The organism is Nocardia sp. NPDC051030 (assembly GCF_040683015.1).
GTDB lineage: Bacteria > Actinomycetota > Actinomycetes > Mycobacteriales > Mycobacteriaceae > Nocardia.
Genome location: NZ_JBFBCD010000013.1, coordinates 56,047 through 74,966, shown reverse-complemented (window position 1 = coordinate 74,966; position 18,920 = coordinate 56,047). Strand labels below are relative to the sequence as shown.

Here is an 18,920-nt window from a genome sequence, read left to right as displayed (position 1 = left end):
GGAACACATTGGATATCGTCACGCGATCCGACGGCCGCCGCGGGGTGGAGGTGCACGGCTTCGACCCGGTCGCCGCCACCGTCGATGACCTGGCCCGGCTGCGACAGCACCTCTACCACGACAAGATCGTGGTACTGCGCGCGCAGACACTGGCACCCGAGCAGTTCATCGCGCTCGGCCGCGAATTCGGCACTCCGGCAGCCTATTACGAGCCCATGTACCACCACCCCGAGCATGAACTGATCTTCGTATCCTCGAACCGGCAGTCCGAGATCGGGCAGGTCGGGGTGCCGAAGACCGGTGCGTTCTGGCATTCGGACTACCAGTTCATGCCGGATCCCTTCGCGGTCACGCTGTTCTACCCGCAGCGACTGCCCAGCGAGAGCCGCGGCACCTACTTCATCGATATGGCGGTCGCCTATGAGCGGCTGAGCCCGCGCCTGCGCGACGCCATCGAGGGCACCTACTGCCGTCACAGTGCGCGCCGCTACGTGAAGATTCGCCCCAGCGATGTGTACCGGCCACTGGAAGATGTGATCGCCGAGGTCGAACGGAAGACGCCCGCACAGCGTCAGCCGACAGTGCTCACGCATCCGGTCACCGGAGAGCGCATCCTCTACGTCGCCGAAGCCTTCACCTATGAGATCGAGGACGCGTCCGGCAATCCGCTTCCGAAATCGCTTATCGACGAACTGCTTTCGGAGTCCGGGCAGCTGGACCCGACCTTCGAACATCCGAACATCTTCTTGCAGGGCTACGAGCCCGGCGACCTGGTGATGTGGGACAACCGCACGCTGATCCACCGCGCACTGCACAATCCGACCGGCGAACCGGCCGAATCCTTCCGCGTGACCGTCCACGACGAGCATCCGCTCAGCGCCGAGGTCTACGCGTGAACCGCGCACCCGCACCGGTGGCCACGCGCGAGGATGCCGAACTGCTCGCCCGTGCCATGGCCCCCTACGCGCCGAAAGGCACGGTGTACCTGCGGGAGGCGTCCGTGACTGTGCGTGAGGGCCAGGTCGTGGGAACCGGTCGATTCGCCATTACCGAATCCTGCTATATCGAGGAGACCGGCCACTTCAATGCGGTCGAGTTCAATATCTCCTACAACCAGCTCTTCTACTACACGCTCGCGGTCGCGGTGCGAGACAAGCTGATTCCCGAACTCGCGCACTGGTCGATGGATGACTATTGGCGGCGGCAACTGCCCGCCGTGGTCATCACCGACCTGCGCAGCCACTACCGCCGACCGATCGACGCCCGCGACTATCGCGCCGAACTCACCATCTGCGAGGTCGAATTCCGGCACCGGTCGCGACCGCTCATTGCCTTGAGCACGCAGGTGGAGTTCACGGACAGCGGATCGGGCAGCGCCATGGGCGGGGTCGAGATCGCACTGCTCGATCCGCCGCAGGTGAGTCCGGTGCGGGTCAGTCCAGTGCAGGTGGCGGGCCGGTGACCGCGAATCTTGTTGCGGCACTGGATTGCCATGCTGCCGAGCGGGGCGATCGACCGGCTCTTATCTGCGGCACGGAGACCATTGCCTATCGCGAATTGGCCGCAAATTCCGCGGCCGTCGCACGGGCATTGGCGGCGAGTGGGATCGGACCCGGCGATCGCGTCGTTCATGTGGCCGAGAGTAGCTCGGCGGTATACGAAATGCTTTACGGCTGTGCGCGTCTCGGAGCGATTTTGGTGCCGGTCAATCCCCGGCTCGCCGATGCGGAGATCGGCTACATCGTCGCGCACTGCCGGGCGGGCCTGGTCGTCGCGGAGGATCCCGATCGCATCGATATCACCGGCCCGGTACTCGCATCGAGGCATTTCGCTGAGTGGCGCGAGGGTGCGGAGGGTACCGAAATCCCGTCATTCCCAGCGGATTCCGATACCCGTGTCGTGCAGATGTACACCAGTGGAACCACCGGTCGACCCAAGGGCGTGGTGCTCGCACACCGAACCTTCTTCGCGGTGCGTGGCCTGCTCGATGCCGCGGGACTGGACTGGATCGACTGGCGTCCTGGCGATATCAGCCTGATCGCCTTGCCCGCCTTTCATATCGGCGGCATGTGGTGGGCAGCTCAGGGCCTCAATAGCGGTGTGCCGAATGTGCTGCTGCCGCGCTTCACTGCCGCCGCCGCGATCACCGCGGTACGGGAGCACGGCGTCACCGTCAGCTGCTTCGTCCCCGCCATGATTCAGTTGATGCTCGCCGAACCCGGTTTCGGCGCAGTGGATTTCGCCACCCTGCGCAAGATTGCGTATGGCGGATCACCGATCGGCCCCGAATTGCTCGGCCGTGCCATGACCACCATGGACTGTGAATTCGCACAGATCTACGGCCTGACCGAGACCGGCAATACCGCGATCTGTCTGCCACCAGACCAGCACACCCCCGGTCAGGTGCGCTGGAATGCGGCAGGCCGCCCCTACCCGGGCGTGGATCTCAGCATCCGCCGACCGGACAACAGTCAGGCCGAGACCGGTGAATCCGGCGAGGTCTACCTGCGCAGTCCCGCCCAAATGCTCGAATACCACGACGATCCCGACGCGACCGCCGCCACCCTCGTGGACGGCTGGATCCGCACCGGAGATGCCGGATACCTCGACGCGGACGGCTACCTGGTGATCCGCGACCGAGTCAAGGATCTGATCATCGTGGCGGGGGAGAACGTCTACCCGGCCGAGGTCGAGAAGGCCATCAATGCCCATCCGGCAGTACTGGATTCGGCCGTGATCGGCGCACCCGACGACCGGTGGGGCGAGGCCGTGCACGCCTTCATCGTCGCCGAACCGGGTGCGGAACCGCCCCTCCGCGACCTGGTGCGCTTCCTCAATGAGCGGCTCGCCCGCTACAAGGTGCCCTTGAAATACGAGTTCGTGACCACGATTCCCCGCAATCCGAGCGGCAAGATCCTCAAACGCGCACTGCGCGACCGCTTCTGGGCAGGTCGCGACCGCCAGGTCAATTGATCGCCCCGCCCGCAACGAAAGGATGCCCCGATGGGCCTCACCCGTGAGCAGGTGATCGCCGATATCGCCGACCTGCTCTACGCCGACCCCGCCGAACTGACCGAGAACGCCGACCTCGCCGCCCTCGGCCTGGATTCGCTGTGCCTGGCCACCTTGGTCGACCGCTGGCGGGTGGCCGGTGCCGTGGTCCAGTTCGAGGATCTGGCGGAGCAGCCCACCCTCGGCGCATGGCTGACGTACCTGCTGTGACCCCACCGGCGACCCTCGAACTCATCGCGGCCCAGCGCGGCATCCTCGACGCGCAACGACTATGGCCGGACAGCCCCGCCTTCGTCCTCGCCGAATGCCTGGAACTGCGCGGCGACAACCTCGACGCCGATCGGTGGACGGCAGCCATTCGGCACATGATCGCCGACACCGAGGCTCAGCGAATCATCGTGTCCGGCACCGGCGATGACGCCCAGCAGCGCATCGCTGACCCGGAGGAAGTGTCGGTCACGATGGTGGACTTGTCCGGCGAGCCGGATCCGCACGCCGAGGCCCACCGCCTGATGGGCGCGGATTGTGGCAGCGCCGTGGACCCCGGCGCGGGCGTCACCACCCGTCACCTCGTACTGCGTTTATCCGCCGACAGGCTGTTCTGGTATCACCGCGCCCACCACATCGCGCTGGACGGTTACGGGTTCGCACTGTGCGCCCGCCGGACGGCCGCACACTACCTCCGGCTCGCGCCCGATTCGGCAGCTGATGCTTCCGAGCCCCGAAACGCGGTCCACACCAGGGCAATTCGGTCGCTGGCCGATGTCGTCGCCGAGGACATTCAATACCGAGCCTCCGAACAGCACCAGGCCGACGGCGACTACTGGCGTGCGCTGCTGGCCGGGCACACCGCCCCGACCCTGACCGATCGCCCCCGCCTCCCCGCCGCCGACCGCCTCCGCGCCCGCCGCACTCTCACATCCTGGAAACCACAAACCCCGGTGAGATTCGGTGCAGCCGAACTGATCCTGGCCGCAGTGGCCGTTTACCTCTCCCGCAGCACCGGCGAGTCGGAGGTGGTCCTGGGCGTACCCATGATGAACCGCATGGGCTCATCCGCCGCGACGGTCCCCGCCATGGTGCTCAACGCCATTGCCCTACCGGTCCGGGTGGCACCCGCCGACACCATCACCGAGATCGCCGAACGCATCCGCGCGGGACTACGGTCCGCCCGCCCCCACTCCCGCTACCGACACGAGGAACTCCGCCGCGATCTGGGCCGAATCGGCGGCACCCGAAGGCTTCTCGGCCCGATCGTCAACATAATGCCCTTCGACTACGACCTGGCCCTCCCCGGAATCGAAGTCCGCGCCGACAATCTCGCCGCAGGCCCCGTCGAAGACCTCGCCGCCCAAATCTATCTCCGCTCCGGCACAGCCGAACTATGCCTGGACGCCAACCCCGCCTCCTACACCCCTACCGAACTCCACCACCACGCCGACGCCATCACCACCCTCATAGCCCGAGCAGCGGCAGCCCCGGAGACCACGGTCGCCGACATCGCCACCCGCATAGACCCCATCCAATCCCCTAATCCATCTCCGGCCGCAAATCCGCTCCAGCGCATACGATCCCAGGCCGCATCCGATCCGCACGCCTCCGCGCTACTGGACGCCGACACGGCCCGCCACCTGACCCGCGCAGAACTCCTCACCGCAGCCACCGGCCACGCCTCCCGCCTACAAGCAGTCGGAGTCCGCCCCGGCGACCTGGTAGCCCTACTCCCCAGCACCCGTTTCGAGGACCTGATCATGATCCTCGGCATCCACCTGGCCGGAGCCGCCCACGCCGCCCTGGACCCCACCCGCACCCCCACCGACCTTCAATCCACAATCACCGCCCTAGCTCCTGCCCTACTGGTCCACGACACCACCGCAACGACTTTCGCCCACGAGATCACAACCGGCACCCCAGTCCACACCTACCGCGCCCCCCGCCCCGCCATACCCGCCTGTGCGTTCAGTCCCGCCGACGACGAGCAATGCCCGGACTTCGTGTGCGCCAGTACACCTCGGCCAGGGCGTGTCGCCACCTCCGTCCATGCCGAAGGCGAACCACACCCGGTCGTGGTGTGCGCTCAACCGCCGGTGTCGCCCACTGCGGAGGCTGTTGCCGGGCGGGTGGCGTATGTCGTGTTCACGTCCGGGTCGACCGGGCAGCCCAAAGGGGTTGTGGTGGGGCGAGAAGCGTTTGCGGCGTTTGTGGATGACGCGGTGGGGCGGTATGGCTGGCGGCAGGGGGATCGGGTGGTGCAGTTCGGGCCGTTGCATGCCGATACCAGCATTGAGGAGTTGTTTGTCGCGTTGGCCTCGGGCGCGTGTGTGATTGCCAGCGGGGCTGAGGATCGGCGGTCGGTGGCGGGGCTGGTCGAGGCGGCGTGCCGGACTTCGGCGACGGTGCTGGATCTGCCCACAGCGGTGTGGCATGAGCTCGTGATTGCTGTCGAGGGTGGGGCTGTCGGGCTGCCGGAATCGTTGCGGCAGGTGGTGATCGGAGGTGAGCAAGCTTCGGCGGAGATGGTGTCGCGGTGGCAGCGGCGGAGTTCGGTTTCGCTGATCAACAGTTATGGGCCGAGTGAGGCGGCGGTGGTCTGTGCGGCCGGTCCGGTGGATGCGAATCATGGGGCCGGGGAATCGGTCTCGCTGGGCGGGCTGTTTCCCCGAGTGGGGGCGGCGCTTCGGGTCGATGAGCTCGACCCGGCATGCCTTCCGGATGCGGCGGGGGCGCGGGTGGGGGAGTTGTATCTGTACGGCCCGACTCTGGCCGAGGGGTACCTTCCGGATCGCGGAGACGGCACCGGATTCGGCTCTATTCAATTGGGCGACAGTGTTGTTCGCGCCTTCCGCACCGGCGATCGAGTCCGGGTACACGCCGATGGAACCCTGGATTGGCTCGGGCGGATCGACGATCTGGTGAAGATCGGCGGACAGCGTGTGCACCTGGAGGCCATCGAGAACGCGCTGCGCGGTATCGCGGGCATTGCCGACGCGGTCGTCTTCCGCTCGGGACCGCTGGCACTCGCGGCCGTGGTGGCCACCGAAATGTCGGCTACTCCGGCGTGGTTGGACTCCGTGCGCGAGGGACTGGCGCGCACATTGCCCTCCGATTGGATCCCCGCACGGATCACTGCGGTCGGCACGTTGCCGCGTAATCGGAACCTGAAGCTGGATCGCGCAGCCATCGCGGCGGCCGCCCACGAGACTGCTACCCGGCTATCCAATACGGCTGCACCGGTATTCGACCCGCAGGTCGATCGGGTGCTCGCGGTTTTCCGCGTAGTGCTGGGCGATCCCGCCCTCGCGCCCGATGCCGACTTCTTCGCCAGCGGCGGAACGAGTATGCAGACGATCGCCGTCGCGAACCGGCTCACACTGGCCCTGGGCACACCCGTCTCCGTCGAGGACGTCCTGACCCATCCCACCGCAGCCGAGCTGGTCGCCCACCACACAGAGCGGTTCGCGGCAGCGGACGCTCCCGACCGTCAGGTACGTCGGATACCCACGGGCGCACCAGATGTCGCGACGGAGGTCGCGGCACTACTGACCGATGTTCCCCGGTCCACCCCGTCGGCGTCCCACGGCGAGCGCTCGCGCATCCTGCTCACCGGGGCGACCGGCTTTCTCGGCGCGTACTTGCTCGAGGCGCTGCTGCGCGACACCGAGAGTGAGATCCTCGCGCTGGTCCGCGCGGACTCCGATGCGGCCGCCGCCCTCCGGCTGCGACAAGCATGCGCCCACACCGATGCCGAGCAGTCGGTCGCGCACGCACTGGATACAGGTCGGCTCACCGCGATCCGAGGCGACTGTGCCGCAAGAGAACTCGGCCTGCCGAGGCAGCTGACCGGCATCGGCCACATCGTGCACAGCGCCGCCGTGATCAATCCGCTCCGAACCTATGCCGGTCTGCGGGCCGCGAATGCCGCTTCCACCGCCGAACTCCTGCGCCTCGCGGAGGCGAACGGGGCCGGTCTCACCTTGATATCCACCGTCACGGCCTCGGGCCGAGACGGTGCACTCGGCGACCCCGGCCAGATTCCCACCGGCTATGCGCAAAGCAAATGCATTGCCGAACACCTGGTTACAGCGGCCGCACGGGAGTCCCGCCTCCCAGCCACCATCGCCCGGCTCGGCCGCGTGCTGCCCGCCGCCGGAGACCGCCGGACCGCGCATCGCAACTTCCTCGTCACGGTGGCCGATGCCGCACGGGCAGTCGGAACCATCCCCGATGTGACACTCCAGGAGCCAATGGTGCGCGCCGATACCGCCGCCGCGACAATCATCGCCACACTGGACGACCGGCAACCCGGCCCCCGCATCCTCGACCTGGTCGGCATGCGCCCGCTCCCGGTGCGCGACGTCCTCGCCGCCGGACTCGCCCTACCCGCGATCCTGCTCCCGACCTGGCGGGAACGCGTCTCCGCCGCAGCGGATCTCGACCCGGCCCTGAAACAGCTCGTCACCGTCTGGTGCGAGATCCAGCTCGCCGGATTCGACCGGGACTGGCATTCCGCACATGCGATTCCGATGCCCGAACTGTCACCCGAGGACGTCGCCCAACTACTCGGAATCGCCGGGCACCCCCGATGACCACCCACCCCACGCTGGACGAACGGAACATCATGACCGCCGATGTCGCTGCTCCCCCTGCCGCTGACAGCACCCGGATCGCACTCGCCGTGACTGGAATGAGCTGCGCTGCCCGCGTAACCCGCATGGAGCGCAGGCGATGACCACCCACCCCAAGCTGGACGAACGGACCGCCATGACTACCGATGTCGCTGCTCCTATCGCCGCCGACACCACCCGGATCGCACTCGCGGTGACCGGAATGAGTTGCGCCGCTTGCGCTACCCGGGTGGAGCGCAGGCTCAACAAGATGGGAGAGGTGACCGCATCGGTGAACTTCGCCACCGGGGTGGCGACCGTCGATGCCGGGCCGGGCGTGACTCCCGAACAACTGTGCGGCGAGATCACCGATGCCGGGTACGGAGCCGCGCCCATCACACCGGGTGGCGAGCAGATCGCCTTCGAAGGGCCGGAGCAGGCCGAGATGACGGACCTGCGCCGACGTCTGACCGTGGCGCTGGTGGCGTTCTTTCCCCTGGCCGACCTGTCGGTCATGTTCGCCACCATCCCTGCTGCGCGAATCCCGGGCTGGCAGTTGATCCTTACCGCCCTGGCACTGCCTGTGGTGTTCTGGTCGGCGGCTCCCATGCATCGCCGCGCACTGTCCAATGCCCGGCACGGGACGGCGAGCATGGACACTCTGGTCTCGGTGGGTGTGCTCAGCGCGACATTGTGGTCGCTGCACACCATGTACATGCGGCCCGCCCGCACCACCCCGCCCGATGGGGTGTGGGATGCGATCTGGTCCAGTGACGCCATCTATCTGGAAGTGGCTGCGGGCGTCACCTGTTTCGTGCTGGCGGGCCGCTATTTCGAGGCTCGCGCCAAACGCAGCGCGGGCAGTGCGTTGCGGGCACTGGCGGCGCTGGCCGCTCGCGAGGTCACCGTCCTCACCCGTGATGATCGCGAAATGCGTATCCCGGTAGGCGAACTCGTGACCGGGCAGCGCTTCGTGGTGCGTCCGGGGGAGACCATTGCCGCCGACGGTGCGGTGCTGGCGGGTGCGTCCAGTGTGGACACCAGCACCATGACCGGTGAATCCCTGCCGGTCGAGGCGACGCCGGGCAGCACGGTCATGGGCGGCACGACGGCTTTGACCGGACGGCTGATCGTGCGGGCCGACGCGGTCGGCGCGGAGACCAAATTGTCGGGCATGATCCGCCTGGTCGAGCAGGCGCAAGAGGGTAAGGCGCGCATGCAACGCGTCGCCGATCGCGTGTCGGCGGTGTTCGTACCGTTCGTATTCCTCATCGCCGCAGGCACTTTCGCGGCCTGGTGGATGATGGACGGCGACGTGGACCGGGCGGGTGCGGCGGCACTGGCGGTGTTGGTCATTGCCTGCCCGTGCGCGCTCGGCCTGGCCATTCCGACGGCGCTGCTGGTGGCATCGGGTCGCGGGGCGCAGCTCGGCATCTTCATCAAGGGGCATCAAGCCCTCGAAGCCACCCGCGATACCGACATAGTCGTGCTGGACAAGACCGGCACCCTGACCACGGGCTCGATGAGCGTGGTGTCGGTGACCATCGCGGATTCGTTCGACGAGAAGCAGGTACTGCGGTCGGCGGGCGCGGTCGAAGCCGCCTCCGAACACGCGGTCGCCGCAGCCATCACCACCTACGCCCGCCAGGCGAACGAAGAGCTGCCGGAGGCCGAATCCTTCGAAGCGCTACCGGGGTTGGGTGCGCGCGGCACCGTCGAGGGCCGCCGGGTGCTCGTAGGCCGCCTGCGGCTACTGCAAGAGCAGGGCGTGCCGGTACCCGAGGCGATGGCGCAGGAAGTGGACGCGCAGCAGCGCCAGGGCCGCACGGTCGTGCTCGTCGCCCTCGATGAGGAGGTCGCCGCGGTGCTCGCCGTGGCCGACGCGGTCAAGGACAGCGCGGCGGCGGCCATCGACCGGCTGCATGGGCTCGGCCTGCGCACCCTCCTGCTCACCGGCGACAACATCGAGGTAGCCCGCTCGGTCGCCGCCCAGGTCGGCATCACCGATTTCGCAGCCGACCTGCTCCCGCAGGACAAGGTCGCCCGCATCACGGCTCTCCAAGCCGAGGGCCACCGCGTGGTCATGGTCGGCGATGGCATCAATGACGCCGCCGCCCTGGCCACCGCCGATCTGGGCATGGCCATCGGCGCGGGCACCGATGTCGCCATTGCCGCGGCCGACATCATCCTGGTCCGCGACGATCTCGGCGCGGTCGCCGACGGCATCGAACTCGCCCACGCCACCCTGCGCACCATCAAGGGCAATCTCGTCTGGGCCTTCGGCTACAACGTGATCGCCATTCCGGTGGCCGCGTTGGGCTGGCTGAATCCGCTCATCGCCGGTGCGGCCATGGCCTTCTCCTCGTTCTTCGTGGTCTCCAACAGCCTGCGCTTGCGCCGGGTCCGCTTGCGGGACTGAGGGATTCGGCGACAGGTCGCGGCGGGATTCAGCGCCGGGTCGCGGCCAGCTGCCGCAGCATCTCGTTGTAGGCGTCGAGGTCGGAATCCCCATAGACCTCTTCCTTGCGATCATTGCGCACCGCGACCCGGCGTTCCTGCCCGATCCACTGCGTCAGCAGCGCGCCGACCACCAGCAGCACCGGCACCTCACCCGACACCCAGGCAATTCCGCCGCCCATATGCTGATCGTCCAGCAGATTCACCGTCCACGGCAGCATGAGCTGCGAATAGAACCGATCGCCGATCACCGAAGCGCCCGACATCACCGCGACACCGAAGAAGGCGTGAAAAGGCATGACGGCGAACAGAACTCCGAGACGGCCGAGATGCGGGAGCCGACGCGGACCGGGGTCGATGCCGATGACGCCCCAGTAGTACAGGTATCCGACGATCAGGAAGTGCACATTCATCAGCGTGTGCCCCCAATGGAACCGGATCAGGTTCTCGAACAGCGACGTGAAGTACAGCCCGTACAGCGACAGCACGAACACCGTCAGCGCCGTCGCCGGATGTGCCACGACGGCAGCGGGTTTGGAGTGCAGCAGCCTCAGCGTCCATTCTCGGATCCCGTGCATCCCGTCCCGCTTGGCAGCCGGTACCGCGCGCAGCAGCAATGTCATCGGCGCGCCCAAGACCAGCAGCACCGGGATGCCCATGTTCAGCACCATGTGCGTGATCATGTGCATGCTGAACATCGCATACCCGTACGCACCGATCCCCGACGAAGTCGAAATCAACAGCACCACACAGCCGCTCACCCACGAGAGCGTGCGCAGCCGCGACCAGTCATCCCCCCGTCGATGCAGTCGCCGCACCCCCGCCGCATACAGTGCGATCCCCACCAGCGCTGCCGTGCCCAGCACAAAATCGAAGCGCCAGAACGTGAGCAGCCGCAGCACGGTGAGCGGCCCCGGCAGATCGAACCCCAGATACACCTCTTGCGCGGTGAACTTCTGATCGATGAAGGCCGGAGCGGGCTGCACCGCCATCGCGGTCAAAGCGGTCAATGCCACCGCCGATAATGCCGCACCGCAACGCAATAGCGTCCCCGCCTGCTCCACCCGTCCGGTGCGCACGGCAATCTCGCACCGCCACAACAACACCGCGAGCCCCACCCCGATGGCCACCACGAGTCCGGCGAGCCGACCGTATCCGGTGCTCGCCACCGCGGAGATCGGCAGCAGCACCGATGCCACCACCATCCCGGACAATCCCGCCACCACCAGGCACAGCGCACCGAGCCGCACCCCCCGCTGAACAGCCACCGCATTCCATCGAGAGTCCTTGCGCCGCACCTGCGCCGCGATACCGCCCAACAGCCCGACCAACGCCGAAACCGCAGGTTGAAAGAGAATCATCGCCCCGGTCGCATAGTCATGCCCCGGCCCCTCACCCGCATTACCGACCATCGCGGGCGGCAACACCCCGATGGCGGCGACCACGGCCAGCAGCACCGCCCCCACCCAAGTCAATGTGAGCCGCGACCCGACCGCCAGCATCCCGGCCAGCAGCGCCACCACAATCCACGCCTTCGGCTTCTCATCGGCCTCGATCAGCGCCGCCAACGCCCCCGTCCGCACGACCCGCGACAGCGGAAGCCCCGACAGATCGGCCGCACTCACCGGAATCAACGCAATCGCAGCCAACATCCACAGCACCGAGGCCCGCTGCACCACCCGAAGCCCCGCATACCCGTCGACTTCAACTCGCCCATCGCGGTTCGCGGCGGTACAGCACACGGTGTAGACGAGCGCCCCGAGCGCGACCCCGCCCGCCACCGCCGCAATCACCCGCAGCAGGACGTACCCCAGCGCGGCGCCAAGCCCCGGATACCCGACCCCGGCCTCCCGATACGGCGCTTCCCCGGCCGCGACCAGCGAAACGAGCACCAGCCCGCCCGCCACCATCACCGCGATCGGATAGCACCACCGCACCGCGCCCGAGCGAATCCCGTCCATACCAACGCCACCGTTCCCGAACCGTCCGCTGCCCCGAATTGACCGCCCCGATGAATTAGTCGGATCCAGGACCGATTCGGTTCCCGAAGTCGACCAGGAGAAGACTGCAACCCGTGACGAATGACGAGGTTCACCTGATCGTCGTGGACGCGGCGAACGTAGTGGGTTCCAGACCCAACGGCTGGTGGCGCGACCGCCCAGGCGCAGCCCGCCGCCTCCTCACCCAACTCTCCGCAGCGAATCCGATTCCAGAACACCCCACAGAGGTGCTCGTCGTCCTCGAAGGCGCAGCAAAGGCCGCGATCACCGATCCCGGAGCATCGGAGTTCGAACCACTCCACGTGGTGATGGCCCCCGGCTCAGGTGACGACGAGATCGTCCGCGTAGTCGCCGAAGCCCGAGCAGCCCAAAGCAACCGCCCGATCACCGTAGTAACCGCCGACCGCGGACTCCGCGACCGAGTCGAACCCCTCGGAGCCACCACGGTGGGCCCGCGCTGGCTCCTCGACCGGATAACGCAGTAGCCGACGGCCGTCCGATCAGGGTGCAGGGGTTCTCACAATGCGCTGACCGGAACCGCAAGCATCTTCGGCCCGGCGGTTACTCGGGAACCGAGATTGCGTCGCCATCCAGGGATCCAGGATCTGCCGATTTGCGAGCTTCAGGCTGACGATATGCGGTACCAAGGCTGACGCCATGCGGAGCTTCTTCTATCGAATCAGTTCTGTGGGCCGCGGGTGATGGTCTCGCAGCCGGAGACCTGCGCGCCCGCGCCCGGTCCGGCGTCATTGCGGGCTGCCTCTTCGGCCTCGTCCGAGGTGGTTCCGCGTCCCCAGCCCCAGTGTCCGCGCGAGGTCACGGCCGCCGCGCCGCAGCGGAGGTTGTCGTCGCGGCCGCCGTCCCACACGGTCTTCCACTCGCAGTCGGTGTATCCGCACTTGGATTCCGCGGCCTGCTTGGCCTCGTCCTGGCTGCCGTAGCCGGTGACGATCGCGTAGTTGCGCCAGTTATTGCCGATGGCGATCGCGCCCCAGCTCGGCGAGTAGGCATTGGCGGGAGCGGCCATCACGGTGGACAGGCCGACCATGAGTCCTGCTGCGGCAAGCAGTTTCGACGAGCGTGAGAGTTTGGCAAAGAGCATTCCGGCCCCCCGGTTGGTGTGGCACACCGCAACTCGCGGTCTCGAACGGTGAGGAGTATAACCCACCGACCGGTCGGACCTACCAGGTCTTTTGCGCCACCGGCGAGACTAGTCGCTCTCGGAGTTGCGCAGCGTCCCAAGGTATTCGCGCTCGGCGGCGGTCAGCGGCCGGGGCATGCCATCCTGTATCGCCACCAGCGTGGAAATGGCCGAGAGATACAGCTGCGCGTCATCGCGCACCTCATGGACAAGAGTGAACGAGGTATTGCCTATGCGATCCACCACCGAGGTCACGCTCACCGGTTCCGTGCGGAACACCAGCGGCATGCGGAAGGTGAGCCGCTGGCTCGCGACGACGACTCGCCAAGGCTCAGCACCGGATTCGTGCCGGTCGAGCAGATCGGCCCGGGCCTCGTCCAAATACTGAGCGAACACCACATTATTGAGGTGCTCCAAGGCGTCCATATCGGTGCGGCGCAATTGGATGTCGTAGGTGTGCATCAGTCGTTCAGTTCCTTCAGCAGTTCACGATCGGCGTCCGCGAGCCTGCGGGAGCGCTGGGTTTCCGGATCGAAGGCGACCATCGTGCAGGTCGCGGTCGAATACAGCACATCCCCATCCCGTATCTCGTGCTGCAGCGTGAACGACGACCCGCCGACCTTGGTCACCCACGTCTCCACCCGCACCGGCTGCGTCCGATACCGCAATGGCGTCAGGTAATCGATATCCATCTGCGCCACCACACTCGACCCCCCGAACTCCCGCGACCAGAACAGATCGATCCGCGATTCCTCCAGGTACCGCAGGTGAGCCGCATTGTGCACATGCCCGTCCGCATCCATGTCGGACCAGCGCAACGGGCACAGGTAGAGGTGTCGAGCCATCCGGCATTCATATCAGGAGCCGAACACCCCGGGCGGAGGGGCCGTGGTCCACAGCGCGCGGTCCGGCGGGAATCATGGAGTGATGGGAAATCCACCGGAAAGACCGGGCAGCGAGAGTCCAGTGCGGGGGCCGGTTGCCGGGGTGCGTGAGGTGGGGTTGGGGCTCGCCGAGGTGCAGGCCGACCCGGACCGGCCGGGTGGCTGGCTGCTGACGGTCAACGGCATCACCCAGTCGTACATCGACCTGGACGATCCGACCCATCTCGAACTGGATTACCTCCGGTACCTGGCCTATGTCATCGATGCGCTGGAACCCTTCGACGCGCCGCTGGATGTGGTGCACGTCGGTGGTGGGGCCGGGGCCTTGGCGCGCTATCTGGCCGTCGTCCGCCCGGGTTCACGGCACCTGGTTCTCGAAATCGACGCGGCCTTGGTGAAATTCGTCGACGAGCGCCTTGGGCTGCGCGCGGTGCCCGGCCTCGAGGTGCGAGTCGGCGACGGCCTGACCGAGATCGCCACGCTGCCTTCGGCTTCCGCCGACGTGGTGGTGGCGGACGCCTTCGAAGGACTGCGAATGGCAGCAGGCATTCTCGGCGCAGGCTTCACCTCCCAAGCGGCCCGAGTTTTGCGCCCCAGCGGTGTCTACCTGCTGAACCTCATCGGCACCACACACCAATTGGATGCGGTTCATGCGATGTTCCCCCACACGGCACTCCTGGACGGCGACGTATTCGCGGGCTACGTCGGCAACCAGGTCCTGGCCGCCAGCCGCGTCCCGCTTCCCCTCGATGCGCTGTACCGGAAGGTGGAGCAAGCATGGCCTCCGACACGCATGGAGGCCGGAACCACCGAGTGAGGGCACTGGTCTTCGATTGGACGCTGGAATCTCTGGTCATTCGGCGGACTTGTCCGCCGAATCCACCTCCGGCAGGGGCACGGTGCTGACGTCTGTGTGTGGGAAGTCCTTGCCCTTGAACAGCAATGGTTCGGCACTGACCTTGGACAATGCGTAGGAGAAACAGTCGCCGTAGTTCAGGGCGGCGGGATGTCGCCTCTTCCCGTAGTTCCGGTACGCGAGCCGGGCCATGTGCGCATGTTCCGGGTGTACCGCGATCAGGTCTACCGCGGCCCGATGCTGCCCGCCTCCGGTTCGTCCGTCAGCATGGCAATGACTGCGGAGGTGACGATCACCGTCAGACCGGCAGTCCTTGCTCGTCGTAGCTGATGATTTCGTCGGCGCTGCGATTGTCGATCACGGGCAGTGTGGCGCATCTGTGTCGAATGGCTGCCAGCGCCCTCGCCAACCGATTTGCTTCTGGGGGCTTGATACTGAGGGCCATGTCTAGATTCTGAATGAATAGGACCAATCTAGACAGCTCTTTCGGGATCGCTCGGAGTCATCGGTCCAGTACTGCTCGGGCAGGTCGCCTGGCGGTTCCTTGGTGTGCCGTGTGCCTAAAAGGTTCGTGCACTTCGCAAGATCGGCGTGAATCCGGCTCTGTGTGGGCCTTGCACTTGCTAAAACGATCGGTGTAGTAGTTACTCCCGTTCTTCGTGGGGAGCACGTCGATGAGGATCTCGCCTTTCGTAATTCTCAGTGCCGCCGTGCTCGGTGGTGCCTTTCTGGTGTCGAGTCATGCTGTGGCAGAACCGGATTCGATTGCACAGAGCGGTGTATTCGTGGTGACCACCACCGCGGACGGCGCGGCCGTCGACCCGTTCGACGGCCGCTGCCGGGACCGCACCGGGGAATGTACGTTGCGGGCGGCTGTGCAGGCGGCGAACGTGCGGCCGGGGAGCACCATTGTGCTGCCGCCGGGCCATTACACCCTGACTGTTCCGCCGAACATTCTGAACACCATGGGTCCGCTCATCGACCCGACGACCGGGGATCTGGACATCACTTCCGACACCGTGATCACCGGTGCCGGTCAGGACGAAACCGTTATCGACGGCAATCACCTTGATCGGGTCATGCTCACTACCGCGCACGTGTCGATCTCGAACCTGACGGTTACCGGCGGCAATGCGGCCCAGCACGAGATCCCCTTCTATGACACCGGAGGTGGCGGGATCGCCAACTCCGGCAAGCTGAAGCTCGACCACGTCACCGTCACCGGCAATGCCGCCGACTACGGGGGTGGGATTTTCAATATTCCCGTCGCGGATCTCGTCATGACCGACAGCATTGTCACCGGGAACGCCTCCGGGGAGGCGGGTGGAGTCCGCTGCGACAACACCTGCACCTTTACCCGGACGCTCATTGCCGACAATCGTGTGACCAACCCGCAAAGGTGGTACCGGCCAGGGGGATTCGCTGGTCGCGGCGGCGGTCTCGACATTCGCGGCATTGGTCAGGTCGTGCTGATCGATTCGACGGTCATCCGCAACTCCGCCAGCGACGGCGGCGGCGGAATCAATATTGCCCCCGCCTATCTCGACACGCTCCCGTATCAGCTCACCGACGTCTTCAATCCGTCGATGGGCACGCTGATCCTGCGCGGTTCCACCATTGCGGCCAATAGCTCCGGACTCGGAGAACAGAACTGCAAGAAGGTCTTCGCGCAGATCATTTCCACCGGAGGCAATCTCAGCAATGACGCTAGCTGCGATCTGACCGCCGTCGGCGACGAGATTCGCGCCGACGCCGGGCTCTGAACATACCGTGAAAGGTCAACTCCCATGGGCTCGTTCAATGTTGGCGACTGGATGACCAACACCGGAGAAGTCTTCGCCTGGCTTGTATCGATCATCGTCTCCGCGGCGTCGAGCGGTTCCGCTCGCCCTTGACGAGGAATTCGTGGATATCGTTGTTCAGCTGCTCGGCGTGGGTGATGTAGAGGCCGTGTCCGGCGGTCGGGTATTCCTGGAAGTCGGCGTGAGGCAGCAGTTTCGCGACTCGACGGCTGGTGCGGTCGATCGCGGCGGACTGGTCGACACCACCGTGCACGATGAGGGTGGGCAGGGTCAGGCCGCGTAGGTCGGGGCGGAAATCGGTGGCGAAGGTGGCCTGCCACACCGCGGTGAGGGCAAAGGGGGCTGCCGACAGGCATTGGCGGACCTCATCGTCGACCATCGCCGGGGACACGGCATTGAACTGGGTGGCGAAATAGGCCTGGGCGCGGCGGGCGAACCAGTTCGGCCGGTCGCGTCGCAGCTCGGCGACGGTGGCATCGCATAGGGCGGCGGGCACACCCTCGGGATTGTCTTCTGTCAGTTCGAGATACGGCAGTGTGGTGGCGATCAGCACCAGTCCGGCGACCCGATCACCCCCGTGCCCGGCCAGGTAGCGGACGGCTTCGCCGCCGCCTGCCGAGTGCGCGATCAGGGTGATGTCGCGCAGGTCCAGGTGGTTGATCACGGCGGCTACGTCGGCGGCGCGAGTGTCGGCGTCGTAGCCGCTCGCAGGTCGACCGGAACGGCCGTGACCGCGCCGGTCGAGCAGCACACACCGGTACCCATGCTCGACGAAGAAGGGGACCTGGTATTCCCACATGTCGGCGTTGAGCGCCCAGCTCGCCAGGAATACCAGTGGCGTGCCGGTGCCGTAGTCCTCGTAGGCGAGTTCGGTTCCGTCGGCGGCGGTGCAGTAGGGCATGGTTTTCCTCCGTGGTGGCTCAGCGTTCAACGGTGTTCGGCGGCAACAGATTCGAATTCGCGGTAATCCGTCAAGCTGATGGTGTCGGCCTTCTGCAGCGTCTTGGCCATCAGTGCGCGCAATGGTGCGGAGGTCATCGCCCGCACCGACAGGTTGCGGATGGCGATGGCGGCGCGACCGGCGGGCAGGAAGCCGTTGACACCGCCGGGCGGCAGCTTCTGGCATTCGGTTACGTAGGGGCGCAGTACTTCCTGATAACGGGCGTACGCGGTCGAATAGTCGTCGCGGCTTCGAGCCAACTCCCCGGCCAGGACATACGCTCCGACCATCGCCATGGCGGTTCCGTTGCCCGACAGCGGTGAGCCGCAATACCCCGCGTCCCCGATCAGCACGACACGTCCGCGTGACCATTGATCGATGCGGGCCTGACTGATGCTGTCGAAGAAGAAGTCCGGCGCCTGATCCATCGAACTCAGCAATCGCGGTGTGTGCCAACCCATCTCAGCGAACCGCTCGCGCAGAATCCGCTGCTGGCCCGCCTGGTCGTGGCGGTCGTAGACCAGATCGGTCGCCGTGAAGCCGAACATGGCCTTGGCGCTGTTCGGCCCCTCGGGACGGATCGCGGCGAGCAGGCCGCCGGGTGCGTTGTGCATGAGGAACCAGTCTTCGAGCTGCAGCCCCTCGACCGGCACGGTGAAGTACGCCAGGTACGCACCCAGGTGGTGGACGAATTCGGATTCGGGTCCGAACGCCAGCTTGCGCACGTTCGAGTGCAGGCCGTCGGCACCCACGACCAGGTCGAAGACGCGGGATGCGGTGCGCTGGAAGTCGACCACGACGCCATCGGATGTTTCCCGAAGTTCGGTGATCGAATCATCGAACAGGTACTCGACGCCATTGCGAGCGGACGCGTGCAGAATATCGGTGAGATCGCCGCGCAGGATCTCGATCTCGGCGACCGCGCCCTCGCCATCCCACAGTTCCGCGGCCATGCTCGCCTTCCACTTACCGGCGGCATCGACATAGGCGAGTCCGCGCTCGTGCACCCGCGCTCGTTCGATGGCGGGCAACACACCCATCCGCTCGGCCACCTCCTTGGCCACGCCGCGCAGATCCACGGCCTGGCCGCCGGGACGAGGTGCGGGCGCTCGTTCCACGACGGTCACCTCGAATCCGTACCGGCCGAGCCAGTGGGCGAGCGTCAGCCCGGCGATGCTCGCGCCGGAGATCAGAATGCTGTGATGAATCGTGTTGTGGTGCATG

At 66.4% G+C, this 18,920-nt stretch carries 16 protein-coding genes and 1 pseudogene; 9 read left to right on the top strand and 8 right to left on the bottom strand.

What is annotated here, in order from left to right; genetic code table 11:
* Window positions 1-8 precede the first annotated feature (8 nt).
* The 6 genes from AB0N05_RS35870 (at window position 9) to AB0N05_RS35845 (ending at window position 10,035) form a co-directional block, all read left to right on the top strand.
* Window positions 9-896: a TauD/TfdA family dioxygenase gene (locus AB0N05_RS35870; RefSeq protein WP_364702668.1), complete on the top strand. Its 888-nt coding sequence runs from the start codon at window positions 9-11 to the stop codon at window positions 894-896.
* A complete protein-coding gene (locus AB0N05_RS35865) occupies window positions 893-1,462 on the top strand; it encodes an FcoT family thioesterase (RefSeq protein ID WP_364702665.1) in 570 nt (189 codons plus the stop codon). Before AB0N05_RS35870 ends, AB0N05_RS35865 begins: the two co-directional genes overlap by 4 nt.
* On the top strand, window positions 1,459-2,973 hold the full coding sequence (locus tag AB0N05_RS35860; RefSeq protein ID WP_364702662.1) for an AMP-binding protein: 1,515 nt from the start codon (window positions 1,459-1,461) through the stop codon (window positions 2,971-2,973). Before AB0N05_RS35865 ends, AB0N05_RS35860 begins: the two co-directional genes overlap by 4 nt.
* A 30-nt stretch (window positions 2,974-3,003) precedes the next feature.
* On the top strand, window positions 3,004-3,222 hold the full coding sequence (locus AB0N05_RS35855; RefSeq protein ID WP_364702659.1) for a phosphopantetheine-binding protein: 219 nt from the start codon (window positions 3,004-3,006) through the stop codon (window positions 3,220-3,222).
* Window positions 3,201-7,598: an AMP-binding protein gene (locus AB0N05_RS35850; RefSeq protein WP_364702657.1), complete on the top strand. Its 4,398-nt coding sequence runs from the start codon at window positions 3,201-3,203 to the stop codon at window positions 7,596-7,598. Before AB0N05_RS35855 ends, AB0N05_RS35850 begins: the two co-directional genes overlap by 22 nt.
* Before the next feature lie 139 nt (window positions 7,599-7,737).
* Entirely contained in the window at window positions 7,738-10,035 is a 2,298-nt protein-coding gene (locus tag AB0N05_RS35845) for a heavy metal translocating P-type ATPase (RefSeq protein ID WP_364702654.1), read from the top strand.
* A gap of 28 nt (window positions 10,036-10,063) precedes the next feature.
* Here AB0N05_RS35845 and AB0N05_RS35840 read toward each other — a convergent pair whose 3' ends face one another.
* Window positions 10,064-12,034, bottom strand: a complete 1,971-nt coding sequence (locus AB0N05_RS35840) for a cytochrome c oxidase assembly protein (RefSeq protein WP_364702652.1) — start codon at window positions 12,032-12,034, stop codon at window positions 10,064-10,066.
* 113 nt (window positions 12,035-12,147) lie between these two features.
* On the opposite strand from AB0N05_RS35840, the gene AB0N05_RS35835 reads away from it, so the two are divergent.
* Entirely contained in the window at window positions 12,148-12,558 is a 411-nt protein-coding gene (locus tag AB0N05_RS35835; RefSeq protein ID WP_364702649.1) for a hypothetical protein, read from the top strand.
* 194 nt (window positions 12,559-12,752) lie between these two features.
* Here the strand turns inward: AB0N05_RS35835 and AB0N05_RS35830 are convergent, their stop codons facing one another.
* From AB0N05_RS35830 to AB0N05_RS35820, 3 genes are all read right to left on the bottom strand, one after another.
* Complete coding sequence (locus tag AB0N05_RS35830) at window positions 12,753-13,175, bottom strand: DUF4189 domain-containing protein (RefSeq protein WP_364702648.1); 423 nt, start codon at window positions 13,173-13,175, stop codon at window positions 12,753-12,755.
* Between the two features lie 108 nt (window positions 13,176-13,283).
* Window positions 13,284-13,676, bottom strand: a complete 393-nt coding sequence (locus tag AB0N05_RS35825) for an acyl-CoA thioesterase (protein ID WP_364702646.1) — start codon at window positions 13,674-13,676, stop codon at window positions 13,284-13,286.
* Window positions 13,676-14,059 (bottom strand): thioesterase family protein, encoded by a 384-nt coding sequence (locus tag AB0N05_RS35820; protein WP_364702645.1) that lies wholly within the window; start codon window positions 14,057-14,059, stop codon window positions 13,676-13,678. The genes AB0N05_RS35825 and AB0N05_RS35820 overlap by 1 nt, the downstream gene beginning before the upstream one ends.
* A 121-nt stretch (window positions 14,060-14,180) precedes the next feature.
* Here AB0N05_RS35820 and AB0N05_RS35815 point away from each other — a divergent pair, with 121 nt between their 5' ends.
* Window positions 14,181-14,915 (top strand): fused MFS/spermidine synthase, encoded by a 735-nt coding sequence (locus AB0N05_RS35815; RefSeq protein ID WP_364702643.1) that lies wholly within the window; start codon window positions 14,181-14,183, stop codon window positions 14,913-14,915.
* Between the two features lie 36 nt (window positions 14,916-14,951).
* Here AB0N05_RS35815 and AB0N05_RS35810 read toward each other — a convergent pair.
* A pseudogene (locus tag AB0N05_RS35810) lies at window positions 14,952-15,194 on the bottom strand (type II toxin-antitoxin system VapC family toxin); the annotation flags it as partial.
* Window positions 15,195-15,252: 58 nt separating this feature from the next.
* A complete protein-coding gene (locus tag AB0N05_RS35805; protein ID WP_364702641.1) occupies window positions 15,253-15,399 on the bottom strand; it encodes a hypothetical protein in 147 nt (48 codons plus the stop codon).
* 343 nt (window positions 15,400-15,742) lie between these two features.
* Between AB0N05_RS35805 and AB0N05_RS35800 the strand changes: the two genes are divergently transcribed.
* The gene (locus AB0N05_RS35800; protein WP_364702639.1) at window positions 15,743-16,717 is read left to right on the top strand and encodes a hypothetical protein; all 975 of its coding nucleotides are present in this window, start codon (window positions 15,743-15,745) and stop codon (window positions 16,715-16,717) included.
* Window positions 16,718-16,808: 91 nt separating this feature from the next.
* On the opposite strand, the gene AB0N05_RS35795 is transcribed toward AB0N05_RS35800, so the two are convergent.
* Both AB0N05_RS35795 and AB0N05_RS35790 read right to left on the bottom strand, forming a co-directional pair.
* On the bottom strand, window positions 16,809-17,657 hold the full coding sequence (locus AB0N05_RS35795) for an alpha/beta hydrolase (RefSeq protein WP_364702636.1): 849 nt from the start codon (window positions 17,655-17,657) through the stop codon (window positions 16,809-16,811).
* A gap of 26 nt (window positions 17,658-17,683) precedes the next feature.
* Window positions 17,684-18,919 carry an FAD-dependent monooxygenase gene (locus AB0N05_RS35790; RefSeq protein WP_364702633.1) on the bottom strand — a complete coding sequence of 412 codons (1,236 nt, stop codon included), beginning with the start codon at window positions 18,917-18,919 and terminating at the stop codon, window positions 17,684-17,686.
* Window position 18,920: the final 1 nt, after the last annotated feature.